Genomic DNA, 18,866 nt, shown 5'->3' with positions numbered 1-18,866 from the left:
CAGTCACAAAACAGCTTACAATTCATCACTTCTCTTAGGAAGTGGGGTGGCTAATGGGACTCGAACCCACGACAACTGGAATCACAATCCAGGGCTCTACCAACTGAGCTATAGCCACCATTACTTCTTAACTTCACGCGGTAATACTACCACCGCAGCTCTTGCACACAAACTTAATGGTGCGCCCGACAGGATTCGAACCTGAGACCTCTGCCTCCGGAGGGCAGCGCTCTATCCAGCTGAGCTACGGGCGCATAGCGCCGTTGCGGGAGGGGATACTACGGATTTAACCCAATCCTGTCTAGTGCTTTTTCGCAGAAATGTTGCGTTTGATTACGCTTTGCTCACTCCCGCGCAGGAAAGCGCTATCCGTAGCCCCTTTTTACCGGTTATTGCTGCATTTCTGCCCGCTTTTCAGCCGGATGATGTTTCTTGTGCATGCCGAAAGCAAAGTAACACAGGCTAACACCCGCTAAGAAAATCGCCCCGACCAACAAAGAAATTCGCGTATCCGGGTTAATTCCCATGCCAATCAGCACGCAGACCAGAAAAGCGATGGTCAGATAGTTCACATACGGGAACATCACTGACTTGAAACTGTGGGTTTTGATCGCTTCTTTATGAGCGCGACGGAAATACAGCTGGCTGATCAGCACCACAAACCACGGCACCATACCAGGCAGCACGCTGGCGCTGTAGACGTAAACAAACACCTGCTGCGGATTCGGAATGAGATAGTTCAACCCGGAGCCGACCAGCAGGCAGACGATGGTCACGGCAATGCAGTTCACCGGCACGCCGCTGGCGGACAGCTTGGTCAACGAAGCGGGCAGTTGGCGGTTCTTGGCCAGGGCGTACAACATGCGGCCACCGCTGTACATGCCGCTGTTGCAGCCGGACAGCGCCGCAGTCAGCACCACGAAGTTAATGATACCGGCGGCGGCGACGATGCCGATCTTGGCGAAAGTCAGCACGAACGGGCTGCCGGTAGTGCCGATACCGTTCCATGGGAAGATAGTGACGATGACAAAGATGGCACCGACATAGAAGATCAGAATGCGCCACAGGATATTGTTAATCGCGCGTTTCAGCGTAACCTGCGGGTTCTTGGCTTCGCCGGCGGTAATGCCGACCAGCTCAACCCCCTGATAGGACGCCACGACAATACACAGCGCAAACAGGAAGCCCTTCCAGCCGCCGGCAAAGAAACCGCCGTGCTGCGTAAGATTGGCAAAGCCGATCGGCTCACCGCCGTTGCCAAAGCCAAAGAAGATCACTCCCAATCCCACCAGAATCATCACAATGATGGTGGTCACCTTAATCATGGCAAACCAGAACTCCAGCTCGCCATACAGGCGCACCGCCGCCAGGTTGGCCAGCGCCACCATCGCCACGGCGATCAGCGCCGGCACCCACTGCGGGATTTCCGGGAACCAGAACTGGACATAGACCCCAATGGCAGTGATTTCGGAGATGCCAACGGCAATCCACATAAACCAATAGCCCCAGGCGGTGAGGTAACCGAAATACGGCCTCATATATTTATGCGCATAAACGGCAAAAGAGCCCGCTACCGGCTCCAGAAACAGCATTTCGCCCATCGAGCGCATAATAAAGAACACGAACAGCCCGGCGATGATATAGGCCAACAAGACCGATGGCCCCGCCCATTTCAACGTGCTGGCCGACCCCATAAACAGACCGACGCCAATGGTGCCGCCCAGAGCAATCAGCTCAATATGCCGGGCTTCGAGCCCCCGGTGCAGTCCTTGCGGTTTTTCAATGTGTGCCATAAATCCTCAATGATGTTTTTTTGATTGTGTTTGCATGCCGGCCGCTGCCGGTCGTTATTGTTTTTTGATGAAAATAGAGTAAATCATCCCCCGCCGCTTTGGCTGACATCAATATGTGATCGGGGCAATCTTACGGCGAGAAAAACGTCGTTCAGCACTACCGCACCGGGCGCCGGCAACTGGGGATAATTTCCGGACGGTATCGTTTCGCATTTTGCTGCTATAAGCAAACCGCAACTTAAAACTTTATGGAATAAATGAGGGTGGGCTTAGGGTCTGAGGTTATAGAGGTGCTGGCTAATACGTCATAAAGCAGGTTATTTGAACAAGCGAATACGTCAGGGCAGCACTAAACACCCCGACGCAGTTATCACATCTTACCGCGGTAGTAGTAACTCACAAACTTCAGCAGTTTCAACTGACGGCCAATCCGGCTGGGTTGACTGAGCAGCCGGTAGAGCCACTCCAGACCCAGATTCTGCCAGACCCTTGGCGCGCGTTTCACATGACCGGTGAACACGTCGTAGGTCCCGCCTACGCCCATATACAATGCCTGCGGATGCACCTTGCGGCAGTCGCGCATCAGGATTTCCTGTTTCGGCGATCCCATGGCAACCGTCACTATAGCGGCGCCGCTGACGCGGATGCGTTCAAACAGCGCATCGCGCTGTTCAGGCTTGAAGTAACCATCCTGGCTGCCGACCAGGTTCACATTCCACTGGCTGCGCAGCTTCTGCTCGGTTTCCGCCAATACCGAAGGTTTGCCGCCAATCAGGAACACCGGCGTCCCCTCACGACCGGCACGCTGCATCAGCGCTTCCCACAGATCGGCTCCCGCTACGCGCGACACCTCGGCACCCGGATATTTGCGGCGGATTGATCGCACCATGCTGATACCGTCGGCATATTTGTATTCCGCTTCGTCCAGCAACGCATGCAACGCCGCATCTTCCTCCGCCTTCAGTATCTTTTCTGCGTTCATCGCCACCAGCGTGCCCTGCTTTACCTGGCCGCCGTCAAACAGAAAATCCATGCATTGCGCCATATCGCGAAATCCCCAAAGGCTGAAACCGCGCAGCTCGTATTTGGGAACCCTAATCGTTGCTTCCATCGTTATTCTTATCCTTACAGAAGACCGTCGGCGCGTGGGGAGGATACCGGCGATGCCAGCCTGCGTGAACGCAGCACCCGAGCCTTAATCAAACCGGCAGTGTCAAACAGCCAGTACAGCAATTTCGCCATCAACAGACAGGCGCCAAAAATAAGGCAGAAGAACACCACCCGCGAGACAAACGAATCCACTCCTTCCCTCGCCAATACGATAATGTTGAACACCGCGCCAAAGCAGAAACTCTGCAATATCGCCGCCTTGTAGCGGTTAGGCTCGCTTTTGCCCATTTCGTACAGCCAGTCGAACCATTTGATGATCATGCCAACCAGCACGGCACCGACAGGGATGAACAACGCCCCCCCCATCACCACCAGCGACCCGATCAGCGTCGGTGAGATCGCCAGGCCGGAATGGTTATCCAGCACTTCCCAGGTGAAGTAGTTAGCGGTATTCAGCACCGTATCCGGACGACCCGGCCACAGCCAAGCCGGAATGAATACGTAGAAATCACGCACTATCGGCGCCAATCCCTGGAAGTCGATTTTGTCGTAGTTTTGCAGCAACAGAGCCAGGTTTTCCCATGGCGAGAAGGTATCTCGCGTCAGGTAAAGGAAGGTGTAGAACGCTTCAGAGCCGCTGACGTCGAGGCTATAACGTTTTAACGCCAGCCAGAACATGCCGACGATGCCGAACACGCCGGCGGCCACCAGCATCCACAGCGAGATCCAGCCTCGTACAATGCCGATAAACAGAAACAGCGAGAAAGCGATGATGATATTGGCGCGGGTGCCGCCGACAATCACGTAGGTCAGGATGCCGAAGGCCACCGTAGCCGCCAGGAAGAAGAACCAGGCGCGCAGATCCTGTTTCAGGAAATACACCACCAGCATTGCCGGAATAAAGAAATAGAAGAACCGCTTGAGCGCTACGCCAGACACATCGCTGGAGAAAATCTGGCTATAAGAGTTGAGCTTGAACAGCAGGAAACCGTTTTGCATGAAGAAAATGCCCACGGTACCGATCGCCACCAGCGCCAGCAATATCCAGGTCAGATTGGTTTCCACCCGGTTCATGGTAAAGACCGGCTTACGCGGCCGTACGCTGGGCTTACGCAGCCGGGTTTTATAGCTGACGTAATAAATCGCGTAAAACGCGGTAGCGGAGAGAATGGCGTACAGCAAGAACTCGACCGGCACCACCTCGACGTCGAACTGAAACACCAGCAGACACGTCAGCGGAAAGCCGAAGTAAAACGTCAGCAAGTACAACAGGGAAAAGAAAACGTTGAAGTTAAAGCGGATACGCCGAAACTCCTGATAAGTCAGCGTAAGAATAAACAGCACGCTGACCAGATAGACGACAAACAATCCGCCAAATTGCGCCAACGTCATGAGCCTTCCCCCGCAGCCAGAGCCAATGCCTGTTGCCAGCCATCAATGTAGTTTGGATTAAAGAAGGCGATCGCCTGTTTATCTACCGACGCCAGTTGGCGCTGCGCCTCGCGCACCACCGCCTCATCCAGCGAATCGCCGTAGAACAGCACCGGCAGATGCTGCTCCGCCAAATCCTGCCAGAACGGGTTCTGCCGGCTGAGCACGAACGGCACGCCGAACTGAATCAGCAAACACAGGGTACCGATACCCTGCTGGCGGTTAAAAATAAAGTAGCCGAGATCGCACTCACGCAAAATGTTCAGGTAATCGTCGAACGCCACCTGTTGCGTCAACAGCTGCAGGTTCTTGTCGCCGAACAATTGCAGCCCGGCGCTACGCACCTGGTCAATATAGGCGTCGTTGTTGGCCGGATAACCCATCGGCAGGATCACGCGCACGTCCGCGCCGAACTGCTGGTGGATCGCTTTCAGCGCTTCAACATGACGGTTGGTGCGATCGCCGGAATTCCCTACCAGAATGGTCATGGGTCCGGCCAGGTTCTTCTCAACGCGGATGCCGGTCAGTGCCGGGTCCATTCGCGTTGGAAAATACAGCAGGGAGGCCGGCACGCGCGCATGGCGCTGCTGGTAATGGATCACATCGCCGCGGGTCGCAAATACACGCCCCACCCGCCCTTGCGCGATGCGGCGCAGTACATAGAACAGGCGGAATTTCCAACTGGTGGCGTCCTCGTACAGATCCGCGCCCCAGATATGCCAGCTCACCTGGCGAGCTTTGATTTTACCGCTCAGCAACGCCAACCACAGCGTAGGATTAAACTGGCCATGCAGGAAGAAACGCTGATTACGATCGGCCTGAGCGCGGGCAATCACCGCCGCCGCCAGGCTTTTTTTATCCGGGAAAGCCTCGATGCTCAACTCGGGGAAATCGCCCAGCGCCGCTACGTCTCTGGCTGCCACCATAAAATGGCGCGTCTGTTCGGACGGCAGGCGCTTCGCCAACACGTCGTTGAAGAAACGCAGCACCGTCTGATTGTGATGCGGGATATCAGAACCCAATACGTGAATCAGTATGGTCATACTCGTCTACGATAAAGAAGAAATACGCAGCTACAGAGCGCGAAATACACAATGTAGGTTGCCATGTAAGCCTGCGCCGCACCCAATGCGCCGTGCAGCGGTATCAACCAGTGCGAAAACAGCGTCAGCAGCAGAAATTGGCTGACTTCCGTCAGAATGTAAAAACGCAGCGACGCCTTGGCGATAACCAGGTAGCCAAAGACATAGGCGCCCACCTTCAGTACATCGCCCACCAGTTGCCAGGCGAACAGATCGCGCATGGCGACGAACTTGTCCGTGAACAGCAACCAGATGGCGAAGTCGCGCAGCAGCCAGACGGTGAAACTTGCCGCCGCCACGGCGGGCAGCACAAACTTCAGCGAACGTACGATCTCCTGCGAGATGGCGCTTTTTTCCTTCAGCCGCGACAGCGTTGGCAGCAGGTAGACGGTAAACGAAGCGGTGATAAACTGCAGATAAGCGTCGGAAATGCTGCTGACACCCTGCCAAATCCCCACCTCGTCCCAACTGTAATGGCTGGCCAGCAGGTTACGCATCATCACATAGGCCACCGGCAGCGTCACTGAGGTGATCAGCGCCATGATGGTGAACTTGCCGAGATGACTGGCCAGCGCCTTGTCCCAGGCCAGCGCCAGATAGCTCAGCGGCAAGGTTTTGCGCCGCCACAACATGAAGCCGGCGGGCAAGACCGCCAAGGCCGGCACCAGTGCCAATCCCGCCAGAGCGCCTTCATAACCGCCCAGCGTAAAGCACAGGTAGTAGGCCACCACGCCAATCAGGCTGCCGCCAATCACCGCCAACGCGTTGCCCATCGCATCGCGGTAGCCTTTCAGCACCGCCATAAACAGGTTGGCGTAGGCGATGCCCATCTGAATAAAGGCCACCGCACGCACCACGTTCACATACTCGGCGTGACCGAACAGCGCGATGCTGATGGGAACGGCTGCGAATAAAAACACCAGCGCCAACAGCGTGGAGAAGCCCAGCACGATAGTCGACGCCGTGCCGACAGCCAGGCGCAACCGCTGCGGATCCTGATGGTATTCGGCAACGTATTTCGTGATGCCGTTAAAAATCCCGGCACCGGACAACACGCCCAGCACGGTGATCAACTGGCGGAAGTTACCCGCCTGCCCAACACCACTGGGGCCAAACGCCACCGCCAGCAGTTTCACCACCAATAACTCCACGCCAATTTTGATCAGCGTGGAGCCGGCGGTCCAAATCGATGCTTTTGCCAACGACATATCAGGCGAAGAAACTAAGAATGGTATTGATCACCGTACGCTGATTAACGTCAGACATATTATAGAACAGCGGCAGGCGCACCAGACGCGCGCTTTCCTGGCTGGTGAAGCGGTCTTCACCGGCAAAGCGGCCGAAACGATCGCCCGCCGGGCAGTCATGCAGCGGAATGTAATGGAACACCGCCATGATTTCGGCTTCTTTCAGATAATCGATAAACGCCGTGCGGTCTTCAATATCACGCAGTTTGATATAGAACATGTGCGCATTCTGCACGCAGTCCGCCGGAATGGTCGGCAATACGATGCGGCCGGCCTCGGCCAGCGGCAGGAAGCTGTCATAATAGTTCTGCCATAGCGCCAGGCGGCGCTGGTTGATGCGATCGGCAACCTCGAGCTGGCCCCACAGGTAAGCGGCCTGCAGATCTGACATCAGATAGCTGGAGCCGATATCGCGCCAGGTGTACTTGTCGACCTGCCCACGGAAGAACTGGCTACGGTTGGTGCCTTTCTCGCGAATGACTTCCGCCCGGTCGATCAGCGCCGGATCGTTAATCAGCGTGGCGCCACCCTCACCGCCTGCGGTGTAGTTTTTGGTTTCGTGGAAGCTGAAACAGCCAATATGGCCGATGGTGCCGAGCGCTTTACCTTTATAGGTCGACATCACGCCCTGAGCAGCATCTTCCACCACGTACAAATTGTATTTTTTCGCCAGCGCCATGATGGTGTCCATCTCGCAGGCCACGCCGGCGTAATGAACCGGCACAATGACACGGGTCTTATCGGTGATCGCCGCTTCGATTTTGCTCTCATCGATGTTCATGGTGTCCGGGCGCAGATCGACAAATACCACTTTAGCGCCGCGCAGCACGAAGGCGTTGGCGGTTGAAACAAAGGTGAAGCTCGGCATGATCACTTCATCGCCCGGCTGAATATCCAGCAGGATCGCCGCCATCTCCAGCGAGGCGGTGCAGGAAGGCGTCAACAGCACCTTCGGACAGCCAAAACGCTGCTCCATCCACTGCTGGCAACGACGGGTAAAACCTCCATCGCCACACAGTTTGCCACTGCTCATTGCAGCCTGCATATACTCAAGTTCGGTGCCAACAACCGGTGGTGCGTTAAATGGGATCATGTTTTCCTCTGTATAACCAATACGAGGTGCTTTCGATAGCGGCACCCTGTCGTTGATAGAGCCGTAACGCGGCGATATTACCTATCTGGGTGGCGACCCGCAGGCGCTGCAGCGACCGGCACTCTGCGATAGCAGCCGCCATCAATCGGGAGCCAATCCCTTTGCCGGATGCACCGGGGAACGCCGCTAAAAGGCCGATTCGCGCCTCCTGGCCACCGATATCACGCAGGCTGACAAACCCTTCAGGCTGCCCGGCATCGTCCAGCGCCAGCAAGCACTGGTGGTCAAAAGTCCCCAATACCGCTTTTTCTATCCACATGGCATAGAAACGGCCACTGTCATGAACGCCATACCAGGGCGCGCGAAAACGGCTGGCGGTAAACACCTTGGCCGCCGCGTCACGCAGCGCCGGGATATCGCCCGGCACTGCCGGGCGAATAGCCCCTGGCGGCACGGTCTGAGATGAAGCACATTCCGTGCCGATGTTCAGTACCAGATCGACTTCACCTTCAACCAGTTGAAACCCCAACCTGGCCAATCCATCCGCCCAGGCCGTTTGATGGGCAGGAATTTTGGCCTGCACCAGCGTGTAGGCGTTCAAATCGGTTTCAGCGAGTATGGGGGCTGCCGTGGCAAAATTGAGCTTTGCGCTGTTAAGGGCAAAAAACTCGGTTTCCCAGGCTAAGGGCTCAATACTGGCGCGGACGTGCATGCAATAAATCCAGCAGGTACTTACCGTAACCGGTTTTGAGCAAGGATTGCGCGGCGCGTTTCACGCCGTCATCGTCCAGCCAGCCATTGCGCCAGGCTATCTCTTCCAGGCAGGCAATTTTAAAGCCCTGACGTTTTTCCACCGTCTGCACAAAGCTGCTGGCTTCCAGCAGGCTGTCGTGGGTGCCGGTATCCAACCAGGCGAAACCACGGCCCAGCAGCTCGACGGTCAGCTCACCACGCTCCAGGTACATCTGGTTAATGCTGGTGATTTCCAACTCGCCACGCTCGGAAGGTTTGACCTGTTTGGCAAACTCCACCACCTGATTATCGTAGAAATACAGGCCGGTCACCGCCCAATTGGATTTAGGTTGCTGCGGTTTTTCCTCGATCGACAGTGCGCGGAAATTATCGTCAAATTCCACCACACCGAAGCGCTCGGGATCCATCACCTGATAACCGAACACGGTAGCGCCTTGCGTACGGGCGGCGACAGTTTTCAGTTTCGGGCTAAAACCTTGGCCAAAGTAGATATTATCACCCAGCACCAGGCAGCTCGGCTCGCCGGCCAGGAATTCTTCACCAATTAAAAATGCCTGTGCCAACCCATCTGGGCTAGGTTGTTCGGCATAACTGAGGGTAATGCCGAACTCTTCTCCAGAGCCCAGCAAACGTCTGAATGAGGGTAAGTCTTCCGGGGTGGAGATGATCAGAATGTCGCGGATACCCGCCAGCATCAGCACCGACAGCGGGTAGTAAATCATCGGCTTGTCATATATAGGCAGCAGTTGCTTAGACACGCCACGGGTAATCGGGTGCAGGCGTGTGCCGGAGCCGCCCGCCAGAATAATACCTTTCATACTCACTCCAGACTCCACAGAGCCGCCAAACGGCAGCGGCTTCGCTAAATTTAGTCGGATAAACCTAAACGTTCACCCGCATAGGAACCGTCCTGAACGCGCCGCCACCAGGTTTCGTTGTTCAGATACCAGGAAACCGTTTTGCGGATGCCGCTTTCAAAGGTCTCCTGCGGGCGCCAACCCAGTTCCCGGTCAATCTTTCCGGCATCTATCGCATAACGCATATCATGGCCAGGGCGATCCTTGACGTAAGTAATCAGGTCGCGGTATTTCTCAATGCCCTGCGGCTTGTTCGGTGCCAGTTCTTCCAGCAAATCGCAGATGGTGTGCACCACCTCGATATTCTTGCGCTCGTTGTGGCCGCCGATATTGTAGGTTTCGCCTACCACGCCTTCGGTAACAACCTGGTACAACGCGCGCGCGTGGTCTTCAACATACAGCCAGTCGCGCACCTGCGCACCGTCGCCGTACACCGGCAATGGCTTGCCGGCAACGGCATTGAGGATCACCAGCGGGATCAGCTTCTCCGGGAAGTGATACGGACCGTAGTTATTGGAACAGTTGGTGACGATGGTCGGCAGGCCGTAGGTACGCAACCAGGCGCGCACCAGATGATCGCTGGAAGCTTTAGAAGCCGAATATGGGCTGCTTGGTGAGTAAGGCGTGGTTTCAGTGAACAGATCGTCCGTGCCGTGCAGATCGCCATACACTTCGTCGGTGGAAATGTGGTGGAAACGGAAATTCTGCTTTCTCTTCGCATCCAGCGGATGCCAATAATGGCGAGCCGCCTCCAGCAGGGTGTAGGTCCCCACCACGTTGGTTTCAATAAATGCCGCCGGGCCGTCGATCGAACGGTCAACATGGCTTTCCGCCGCCAGGTGCATGATCACATCCGGCTGATACTGGGCAAGCACCCGATCCAACGCCGCGCGATCGCAGATATCCACCTGTTCAAACGAATAACGTTCGTTGTCGGCAATCACCGCAAGCGACTCAAGATTGCCCGCGTAGGTGAGTTTATCTACCACCATGACGCTGTCTTGCGTAGCGTCGATGATATGCCTCACGACCGCGGAGCCAATAAAGCCGGCCCCCCCAGTGACTAAAATACGTTTCAACGCCATACCCCTTTGGTATCCACTACCCAGGATTGCGTAATTTCTTCCGGCTTGATCGCTTTGAATTGCTTATGGTCGACCAACATTACGATCACATCCGCCTGCTGCAAGGCATCAGCCAACGCTTTCAACGTCACATGGCCGGCCAGGGATTTCGGCAGATGATCAACATTGGGCTCCACCACCAGCGTTTCGCCTACGTGCCAGTCTGCGATCAGATGCGCCACTTCCACCGCCGGGCTTTCGCGCAAATCGTCGATATTCGGCTTGAAAGCCAAACCGAAACAGGCAATTTTCACTTCTGAAGCGCGCTTGTCGCTGGCCGCCAGGCAGTCGGCAACGGCGGCTTTCACACGATCAACCACCCACAGCGGTTTCCCGTCATTCACCAGACGCGCGGTATGGATCAGGCGCGCCTGCTGCGGATTTTGCGACACGATAAACCACGGATCGACCGCAATGCAGTGGCCACCGACGCCAGGACCCGGCTGCAGGATATTCACCCGCGGATGGCGATTCGCCAGGCGGATGAGTTCCCAGACGTTGATGCCCTGTTCGGCGCAAATCAGCGACAGCTCATTCGCAAAGGCGATATTCACGTCGCGGAAGCTGTTTTCGGTCAGTTTGCACATCTCGGCGGTGCGTGAATTGGTCACCACGCATTCGCCTTCAAGGAAAATCTTGTACAGCTCGCTGGCGCGAGCGGAGCATTTTGGCGTCATGCCGCCAATAACGCGATCGTTTTGAATCAGCTCAACCATCACCTGCCCCGGCAGCACACGCTCCGGGCAATAAGCGATATTGACATCGGCGGCTTCACCCACCTGCTGCGGGAAGCTGAGATCGCTGCGCGCCTCGGCCAGCCACTGCGCCATCTGTTCGGTCGCCCCCACCGGCGAGGTGGATTCCAGGATAACCAGATCACCCTTTTTCAGTACCGGCGCCAGTGATTTGGCGGCGGCCTCGACATAAGCCAGGTCTGGCTCATGATCGCCTTTAAACGGCGTCGGTACCGCAATCAGAAAAGCATCCGCGGCCAAAGGTTTGGTCACCGCTTGCAGGTAACCGCCGTCGACGGCCTCTTTAACCACTTTATCCAGATCGGGCTCAACGATATGAATCGCACCGCGGTTAATGGTATCTACCGCATGCTGGTTAACATCTACGCCCACCACTTTTTTCTTGCGAGAGGCAAACGCCGCCGCCGTTGGCAGACCGATGTACCCCAGGCCGATAACCGAAATAGTGTTAAAACTCATAGTGTCACCTGATGATTCTTCAAAGCTGCGAGAATACGCTGGCAGGCATGCCCGTCACCGTAAGGGTTATGCGCCCGACTCATGGCGTGATATTCCTTTTCGTCCGTCAACAGCCGGGTAACCGCATCGACAATTTTAGCCACGTTGGTACCGACCAGGCGGACCGTGCCCGCATCCACCGCTTCCGGCCGTTCGGTAGTGTCACGCATGACCAGCACAGGTTTGCCCAACGACGGCGCCTCTTCCTGGATACCGCCGGAGTCGGTCAGGATCATATAAGCGTTAGCCATCAAATACACAAAGGGCAAGTAATCCTGCGGATCGATCAGGATGATGTTATCGATCCCTTTCAGAATGCGGTTGACCGGCTCGCTGACGTTCGGATTGAGATGCACCGGATACACCACCTGTACGTCAGGATGGGTGCGGGCAATTTCCGCCAGCGCGCTGCAAATCCGCTCAAACCCGCCGCCGAAGCTTTCGCGGCGGTGGCCGGTCACCAGGATCAATTTCTTGCTGGCATCCAGGAACGGGTAGCGCTGCGCCAGGCTGTCATGCAATGCGGCATCGCCCATTACCCGATCGCGCACCCAGAACAGCGCGTCGATAACCGTGTTGCCGGTAACGAAAATATGATCGTCCGGCAACAGTTCACGCAGCAGGTTCTGGCGTGAATTTTCCGTCGGTGCAAAATGATACATCGCCAGATGGCCGGTCAACTTGCGGTTGGCCTCTTCCGGCCACGGCGAGTACAGATCGCCGGTACGCAAGCCCGCCTCCACGTGTCCGACCGGGATACGCTGATAAAAAGCCGCCAGGCTGGTCGCCAGTGTGGTGGTTGTGTCACCGTGGACCAGCACGACATCCGGTTTGAAATCTTCCAGAACGCCTTTCAGGCCTTCCAAAATACGGCAGGTAATCTCACTCAGTCCCTGGCCGGGCTTCATGATATTCAGATCGTAATCCGGCACGATTTCAAATAACCGCAATACTTGATCCAACATCTCACGATGCTGTGCCGTTACGCAGACTCTTGATTCAAAGGCTTCATCCTGAGCCAGGGCATGTACCAGCGGTGCCATTTTGATGGCTTCAGGCCTGGTGCCGAAAACAGTCAACACTTTCACAGCGAATCTCTTTTGGTCGGTTAACCGCAGGCATACCTGCGAATTGGGCGTTCGCACGCCCATAAGCGAATTATTATATTATTTTTAATTACGCGGGCGGCGCACCAGGGCAATACCTGCGCCAACCAAAGCGCCCATCGCGCCCCACATGATCAACCAGAATACCCGCCGCGGGCTGTCACGTTTTACCGGTTCTTCCGGGGTCCGCAAATAGCGGTAAGTCTGAAATTTCTCATCCAGCGTCGGGCCAACATTCAATGTCGACAGCATCGCACGATTTTGATCGTAATCCAGATCGTAAGTTGGCCCTGAAGCCTGCAGCCCTTCCAGACGCGCCTGCAGCATAGGTTTCCCCAGCAGGAACAGATCGGAATCCGGCAATTGTTCGGCCGGCGTATCGGTTTGAGTCCGGCTGATGCCCTGCGTATCGGCAATTTTCAGCGCCTGCTCAATAGTGTTCAGCTCGCGCTTGTAAACCGCGTCCGCCACCGCCTCCTGACGCTTCACCTGCGCCTTCATCGAAGTCGTGCGGGCAGCCCATGCGCCCTGGATTTCTTCATTCAGGTGCTGGGCTGCGCGATGGCTGGCGAATGCCACGTACTGGCGCAACAGGTGATTGGCGTCCGCCGCAGTTTCCGCCGTCAGCTTCACACCGTCGTTGGGCACTTTTTTGTCATCGCGCGGCGTGAACTGAACGTTGTTAATCAGTTCATCGAGCAATGCCGCATCGGCGCGCGCATCACCTTCCTGACGCTGTTTGTAATAATCGCTCTGCAGCCAGAAATCGCGACGCGTATCGTACGCCGCCAGCTGCATAATGAATTCATTATAGGCTTCGTCAGCAATGCCCGGCTGCTCAGCCGAGACCGCCGGCAGAGTGCGCACATCCAGATTACGCAGGAATTGTTGCTGGGAATAATAGCCGCCCAGCGCATTCACCGTTGGCCGGTCGGTAATCGCCGCGGCGCTCCATTCCTGTTTCACCAGGTAGGAGACGACCAGCGCAACCACCGCGAACAATGCCGCAGTGCCGATAATCCATTGCTTGCCGCGCCACAGGGTACGACACAGGCCACGGATATCGAGTTCGTTATCCACTGCCGGGATATTCTTGTCAGACGTTGTTTCTGGATTCATCACTGCCCAAAAGCCTCTGGTTAAGATACTTGCTTATTGTCGGTCGAACGCCGTAAGCGGCGCTTGATACGCTTAATGTAACGTGCAACACGCCAGGCGCGTTTGATGCAATAACCGTACAAGAAGAAGGCAAGCAAGAATAATGCCAACATTACCCATTCAGGAACAAAAGTAAGACGCTCGCCAAGCACGCCAATTGCCGCCAGCAGCGCTGCCGCCAGGGTAATCAGTACGAAAGCCTGCCGCGGCGTAAAACCTGCGCGCATAATCAAATGGTGGATGTGTTGACGATCGGGGGAGAAGGGGCTCATCCCCTTGCGTAAGCGACGGTACATGATCGCAATCATGTCCATCAGCGGAATAGCGATAATCCACAGGGCGGTAACCGGATTGATGGAGTGGACTTTACCCTGCGAACTTTGCAGCAACAACCAGATGGCGGTGAAGCCGATCAGCGTACTGCCTGCATCCCCCATAAAGACCTTATACCGGCGGCCAAGAATGCCGAGGTTAAGCAGGATATAGGGAACGATGGTGGCAATCATCGCGAAGCACCAGAAAGCCAAATCGGCGTGGCCGCTCAGGTACAGCAAAATACCCAGCGCACCGAAAGAAACGCACGAAAGCCCACCCAGCAGACCGTCAATGCCGTCCACCATGTTAAAGGCATTAATCGCCGCCCAAACGGCAAACAGCGTGACCAAATAGCCGAAGGGCCCCAACTGCATTTCCCAGTCGCCCAGCACATGGCCGAAACTGCGCAGATAGAGCCCGGCGAAGGCCATCATCGCAATGCCAACCAATGCCTGAACCAACGCGCGAATTTTCACGCTGATATCGAAACGATCGTCGAGAGCACCAACGAACACCAATATACCCGCACAGGTGAGGTAAAGTTTACCGTGCGCAATCGTTTGGTCAGAGATAAGGAAGGCAAAGCACAGCCCGGCATAAACGGAAATACCGCCGACAAGAGGAATTAACCCCTGATGACGTTTACGGTAATTAGGTTTATCAACCAGGCCAATACGTTTTGCTGCTTTACGGGCAACAAAGAGAAACGCCAAAGAAAACAGGAAAACAAATAGAATTTCAGTACTCATAGTGAGTAAGTTCACAGTTAACAGATCTCTGTAGAAGATAAGGCAGCTTAACACGGGCGACAGGTTGCGCCATGGGATCCCGCTACCTTTCAGTCATTTCCTATGACAACAGCCATTCATTCTTACGCCAATGTGTGTGTGCCCGCCGTTTCGACAGCAACAAAGCGCGAACGGCAAAACGCCGACCGCAAATAAGATGAATTCTCAGTAAGTCACAAAAAACTTACATTTCCATTTCTGTTACTTATCGTATCCGCCAAATGCAAAAAACGCCACGACTAGGCGTGGCGTTCTCTGAATTTTTTACTCAATTATGAGCGCATCGTCATTATGAGCGCTTCATCATATCGAAGAATTCATCGTTGGTCTTGGTCATGGCCAACTTGTTAATGAGGAACTCCATCGCATCAATCTCGCCCATCGGGTGAATGATTTTACGCAGGATCCACATTTTTTGCAGTTCTTCAGACGTGGTGAGTAACTCTTCTTTACGGGTACCGGAGCGGTTGTAGTCGATCGCAGGGAATACGCGCTTCTCAGCGATTTTACGCGCCAGATGCAATTCCATGTTGCCGGTACCTTTGAACTCTTCGTAGATAACCTCGTCCATTTTGGAACCGGTATCTACCAGCGCGGTAGCGATGATGGTCAGGCTACCGCCCTCCTCAACGTTACGTGCCGCACCGAAGAAACGCTTAGGACGATGCAGGGCGTTGGCATCCACACCACCGGTCAGCACTTTACCGGAAGCCGGGACCACGGTGTTGTAGGCACGCGCCAAACGGGTGATGGAGTCAAGAAGGATGATAACGTCTTTCTTGTGCTCAACCAGGCGCTTGGCCTTTTCGATCACCATTTCCGCAACCTGGACGTGACGGGAAGCCGGCTCGTCAAAGGTAGAGGCGATGACTTCACCCTTCACCAGACGCTGCATCTCGGTCACTTCTTCCGGACGCTCGTCGATCAGCAGCACCATCAGCACGCAGTCTGGATGGTTGTAAGCGATGCTCTGCGCAATGTTCTGCAGCAGCATGGTTTTACCGGCTTTCGGTGGAGCAACAATCAGACCACGCTGACCACGGCCAATCGGAGAAGCCAGGTCCAGCACGCGGGCTGTCAGGTCTTCGGTTGAACCGTTGCCGCGTTCCATCCGCAGACGGGAGTTGGCATGCAGTGGGGTTAAGTTCTCGAACAGGATCTTGCTGCGGGCGTTTTCCGGTTTGTCGTAGTTGACTTCGTTGACTTTCAACAGGGCAAAATAGCGCTCGCCTTCTTTTGGCGGACGAATCTTACCGGAAACGGAGTCACCTGTACGGAGGTTGAAACGGCGGATTTGGCTAGGGGATACGTAGATGTCGTCGGGGCCTGCAAGGTAGGAACTGTCTCCAGAGCGGAGGAAACCAAATCCATCCTGCAATATCTCCAACACGCCATCGCCGAAGATATCTTCTCCACTTTTCGCATGCTGCTTAAGGATGGAGAAGATAATGTCCTGCTTGCGCATACGGGCAAGGTTTTCCAGCCCCATATTTTCGCCGAGAGTAATCAGCTCAGAAACCGGCGTATTCTTTAATTCGGTAAGATTCATAGTGGTGGGTTCTTAAACTCGGGGTGTGTCTCGAACTTCTATCGTGAATGGTATGGCAGCGTGATACGTGCCTGTTTACTGGACGTTCGACCACCGGGCGCTAGCTGTCAAGGTAAGAAATGGCTTACAGGAGACGCGCGCATTGACGGCTTAAGATCGAAGGTACCTTAAAATTGATTTTGCAAAACCGTTTGATTGCTAAAACACGGGTTGAGTTCATTTTACTTTCAACACCAGCGGTTCAGCACAGAGTATAGCTTTAGATTCAAACTCTTTAGATTTAAAACTTCGGGCAAGTTCTATATGCAGTGTGGCTAAACTTAACACGCTTATTGGCAGGCGTCTAGCGGTGAATTTAAATCCCCGCAAGACGCCTGAATATCCCCATTGTCTCTGAAGCGACAGCGTGATTGGCTGTTGCTTTAAACCCATAGGATATAGGACGTTACGCCCGATTACAGATTCGCGTTAAGGAAATCTTTGAGCTGACCTTTGGACAGTGCGCCCACCTTGGTCGCTGCCACTTCACCGTTTTTGAACAACAACAGCGTCGGGATACCACGGATACCGTACTTAGGTGCGGTTGCCGGGTTTTGGTCGATATTCAGCTTGGTGATGGTCAACTTGCCTTCGAACTCAACGGCAATTTCATCCAGAATCGGAGCAATCATCTTGCACGGCCCACACCATTCAGCCCAGAAATCGACCAGGATTGGCCCTTCAGCTTGTAGCACGTCGGTGTCGAAGCTGCTGTCAGTCAGGTGAATAATTTTATCGCTCATGTTCTACTCCACAGGATGTATGTCTACCTTGTTGGTGTAGCATTAACCAACCCAAGGTGATTTTATTTCACCGCGTTTATTTCAACGGATGTGCTTTCGTAAAGCAATAGTTAGCTGATATTCTACCACACTATGAGCAAAACACACTTGACCGAACAGAAGTTTTCCGACTTCGCCCTGCACCCGTTAGTCCTTGAAGCCCTTGAAAAAAAAAGGGTTTCACCATTGCACGCCTATCCAGGCGTTAGCATTGCCGCTCACGCTCTCCGGGCGTGACGTTGCAGGTCAGGCGCAAACCGGTACCGGAAAGACGTTGGCATTTTTAGCGTCTACTTTTCACTATTTGCTTTCTAACCCGGCGAAACAGGATCGCCAGACCAACCAGCCGCGTGCCTTGATCATGGCGCCAACGCGTGAACTGGCGGTGCAGATCCACTCCGATGCGGAAGCCCTGTCCCAGTCCACCGGCCTGAAACTTGGCCTGGCTTACGGCGGCGACGGCTACGACAAACAGCTGAAAGTGCTGGAAAGCGGCGTGGATATCCTGGTGGGTACTACCGGTCGTTTAATCGATTACGCCAAACAGAACTACATCGATCTGGGCGCGATCCAGGTTGTAGTGCTGGATGAAGCCGATCGCATGTACGATCTGGGCTTTATCAAAGACATTCGCTGGCTGTTCCGCCGCATGCCTGCGGTCGATCAACGCCTGAACATGCTGTTCTCTGCCACCCTGTCCTATCGCGTACGCGAACTGGCTTTCGAGCAGATGAACAACGCTGAATATGTAGAAGTGGAACCGGAACAGAAAACCGGCCACCGCATTAAAGAAGAGCTTTTCTACCCGTCCAACGAAGAAAAGATGCGCCTGCTGCAGACACTGATCGAAGAAGAGTGGCCGGACCGCTGCATCATCTTCGCCAACACCAAGCATCGCTGTGAAGACGTCTGGGGCCATTTGGCGGCCGACGGGCACCGCGTAGGCCTGCTGACCGGCGATGTGGCGCAGAAAAAACGCCTGCGTATCCTGGAAGACTTCACCAAGGGCAACCTCGATATTCTGGTCGCCACCGACGTCGCCGCCCGCGGCCTGCACATCCCGTTGGTTACGCACGTATTCAACTACGATCTGCCTGACGACTGCGAAGACTATGTTCACCGCATTGGTCGTACCGGCCGTGCCGGCGAAAGCGGCCATTCCATCAGCCTGGCCTGCGAAGAGTACGCGCTCAACCTGCCGGCGATCGAAACCTATACCGGCCACAGCATTCCGGTGAGCAAGTACAACAGCGACGCGTTGCTGACTGACTTGCCTGCGCCGAAACGCCTTGCGCGTCCACGCGGCGGCAACGGCCCACGCCGTAATTCCGCACCGCGCCGCGGTGGCAGCGCGCCACGCAATAACCGTAAACGTCCAGGCTGATA

General features: G+C 55.1%; 15 protein-coding genes, 2 tRNA genes and 1 pseudogene. 1 reads left to right on the top strand and 17 read right to left on the bottom strand.

Translation table 11 applies throughout. From position 1 onward, the window contains the following. Positions 1 to 42: 42 nt before the first annotated feature. From SPL01S_RS09470 to trxA, 17 genes are all read right to left on the bottom strand, one after another. Positions 43 to 118: transfer RNA gene (locus SPL01S_RS09470), tRNA-His, on the bottom strand. 59 nt (positions 119 to 177) lie between these two features. Further along, positions 178 to 254, bottom strand: a tRNA-Arg gene (locus SPL01S_RS09465). A gap of 135 nt (positions 255 to 389) precedes the next feature. Continuing rightward, positions 390 to 1,793 carry a bifunctional threonine/serine APC transporter ThrP gene (gene thrP, locus SPL01S_RS09460; RefSeq protein ID WP_063199137.1) on the bottom strand — a complete coding sequence of 468 codons (1,404 nt, stop codon included), beginning with the start codon at positions 1,791 to 1,793 and terminating at the stop codon, positions 390 to 392. A 370-nt stretch (positions 1,794 to 2,163) separates the two neighbouring features. Next, positions 2,164 to 2,904, bottom strand: coding sequence for a lipopolysaccharide N-acetylmannosaminouronosyltransferase (wecG, locus tag SPL01S_RS09455; RefSeq protein ID WP_006323014.1), 741 nt, complete (start codon positions 2,902 to 2,904; stop codon positions 2,164 to 2,166). A 14-nt stretch (positions 2,905 to 2,918) separates the two neighbouring features. Next, positions 2,919 to 4,295, bottom strand: coding sequence for an ECA oligosaccharide polymerase (gene wzyE, locus SPL01S_RS09450; protein WP_004950893.1), 1,377 nt, complete (start codon positions 4,293 to 4,295; stop codon positions 2,919 to 2,921). After that, on the bottom strand, positions 4,292 to 5,377 hold the full coding sequence (locus SPL01S_RS09445; protein ID WP_063199133.1) for a TDP-N-acetylfucosamine:lipid II N-acetylfucosaminyltransferase: 1,086 nt from the start codon (positions 5,375 to 5,377) through the stop codon (positions 4,292 to 4,294). Before SPL01S_RS09445 ends, wzyE begins: the two co-directional genes overlap by 4 nt. Beyond that, complete coding sequence (gene wzxE, locus SPL01S_RS09440; RefSeq protein ID WP_063199129.1) at positions 5,374 to 6,624, bottom strand: lipid III flippase WzxE; 1,251 nt, start codon at positions 6,622 to 6,624, stop codon at positions 5,374 to 5,376. The genes SPL01S_RS09445 and wzxE overlap by 4 nt, the downstream gene beginning before the upstream one ends. 1 nt (position 6,625) lies before the next feature. After that, entirely contained in the window at positions 6,626 to 7,756 is a 1,131-nt protein-coding gene (gene rffA / locus SPL01S_RS09435; protein ID WP_062869211.1) for a dTDP-4-amino-4,6-dideoxygalactose transaminase, read from the bottom strand. Then, positions 7,743 to 8,468 carry a dTDP-4-amino-4,6-dideoxy-D-galactose acyltransferase gene (gene rffC, locus SPL01S_RS09430; RefSeq protein ID WP_063199126.1) on the bottom strand — a complete coding sequence of 242 codons (726 nt, stop codon included), beginning with the start codon at positions 8,466 to 8,468 and terminating at the stop codon, positions 7,743 to 7,745. Before rffC ends, rffA begins: the two co-directional genes overlap by 14 nt. Continuing rightward, complete coding sequence (gene rfbA / locus SPL01S_RS09425) at positions 8,446 to 9,327, bottom strand: glucose-1-phosphate thymidylyltransferase RfbA (RefSeq protein ID WP_006323006.1); 882 nt, start codon at positions 9,325 to 9,327, stop codon at positions 8,446 to 8,448. Before rfbA ends, rffC begins: the two co-directional genes overlap by 23 nt. A gap of 50 nt (positions 9,328 to 9,377) precedes the next feature. Next, positions 9,378 to 10,451, bottom strand: a complete 1,074-nt coding sequence (rffG, locus tag SPL01S_RS09420) for a dTDP-glucose 4,6-dehydratase (protein ID WP_174523954.1) — start codon at positions 10,449 to 10,451, stop codon at positions 9,378 to 9,380. Continuing rightward, the gene (gene wecC / locus SPL01S_RS09415; protein WP_063199123.1) at positions 10,442 to 11,704 is read right to left on the bottom strand and encodes a UDP-N-acetyl-D-mannosamine dehydrogenase; all 1,263 of its coding nucleotides are present in this window, start codon (positions 11,702 to 11,704) and stop codon (positions 10,442 to 10,444) included. Before wecC ends, rffG begins: the two co-directional genes overlap by 10 nt. Next, positions 11,701 to 12,831 (bottom strand): non-hydrolyzing UDP-N-acetylglucosamine 2-epimerase, encoded by a 1,131-nt coding sequence (gene wecB, locus SPL01S_RS09410; protein WP_006323003.1) that lies wholly within the window; start codon positions 12,829 to 12,831, stop codon positions 11,701 to 11,703. Before wecB ends, wecC begins: the two co-directional genes overlap by 4 nt. Before the next feature lie 84 nt (positions 12,832 to 12,915). After that, the gene (wzzE, locus tag SPL01S_RS09405) at positions 12,916 to 13,968 is read right to left on the bottom strand and encodes an ECA polysaccharide chain length modulation protein (protein ID WP_004950878.1); all 1,053 of its coding nucleotides are present in this window, start codon (positions 13,966 to 13,968) and stop codon (positions 12,916 to 12,918) included. A gap of 20 nt (positions 13,969 to 13,988) precedes the next feature. Continuing rightward, positions 13,989 to 15,086 carry a UDP-N-acetylglucosamine--undecaprenyl-phosphate N-acetylglucosaminephosphotransferase gene (wecA, locus tag SPL01S_RS09400; RefSeq protein WP_111738549.1) on the bottom strand — a complete coding sequence of 366 codons (1,098 nt, stop codon included), beginning with the start codon at positions 15,084 to 15,086 and terminating at the stop codon, positions 13,989 to 13,991. Between the two features lie 313 nt (positions 15,087 to 15,399). Further along, entirely contained in the window at positions 15,400 to 16,659 is a 1,260-nt protein-coding gene (gene rho / locus SPL01S_RS09395) for a transcription termination factor Rho (RefSeq protein WP_004950874.1), read from the bottom strand. 455 nt (positions 16,660 to 17,114) lie between these two features. Then, positions 17,115 to 17,441, bottom strand: coding sequence for a thioredoxin TrxA (gene trxA / locus SPL01S_RS09390; protein WP_062869208.1), 327 nt, complete (start codon positions 17,439 to 17,441; stop codon positions 17,115 to 17,117). 132 nt (positions 17,442 to 17,573) lie between these two features. On the opposite strand from trxA, the pseudogene rhlB reads away from it, so the two are divergent. Then, positions 17,574 to 18,864, top strand: a pseudogene (gene rhlB / locus SPL01S_RS09385) (ATP-dependent RNA helicase RhlB). The last annotated feature ends 2 nt before the right edge of the window (positions 18,865 to 18,866 follow it).

Source organism: Serratia plymuthica NBRC 102599 (assembly GCF_001590925.1).
GTDB classification, from domain to species: Bacteria; Pseudomonadota; Gammaproteobacteria; order Enterobacterales; family Enterobacteriaceae; genus Serratia; species Serratia plymuthica.
This window is presented reverse-complemented; position numbering and strand designations above follow the sequence as displayed.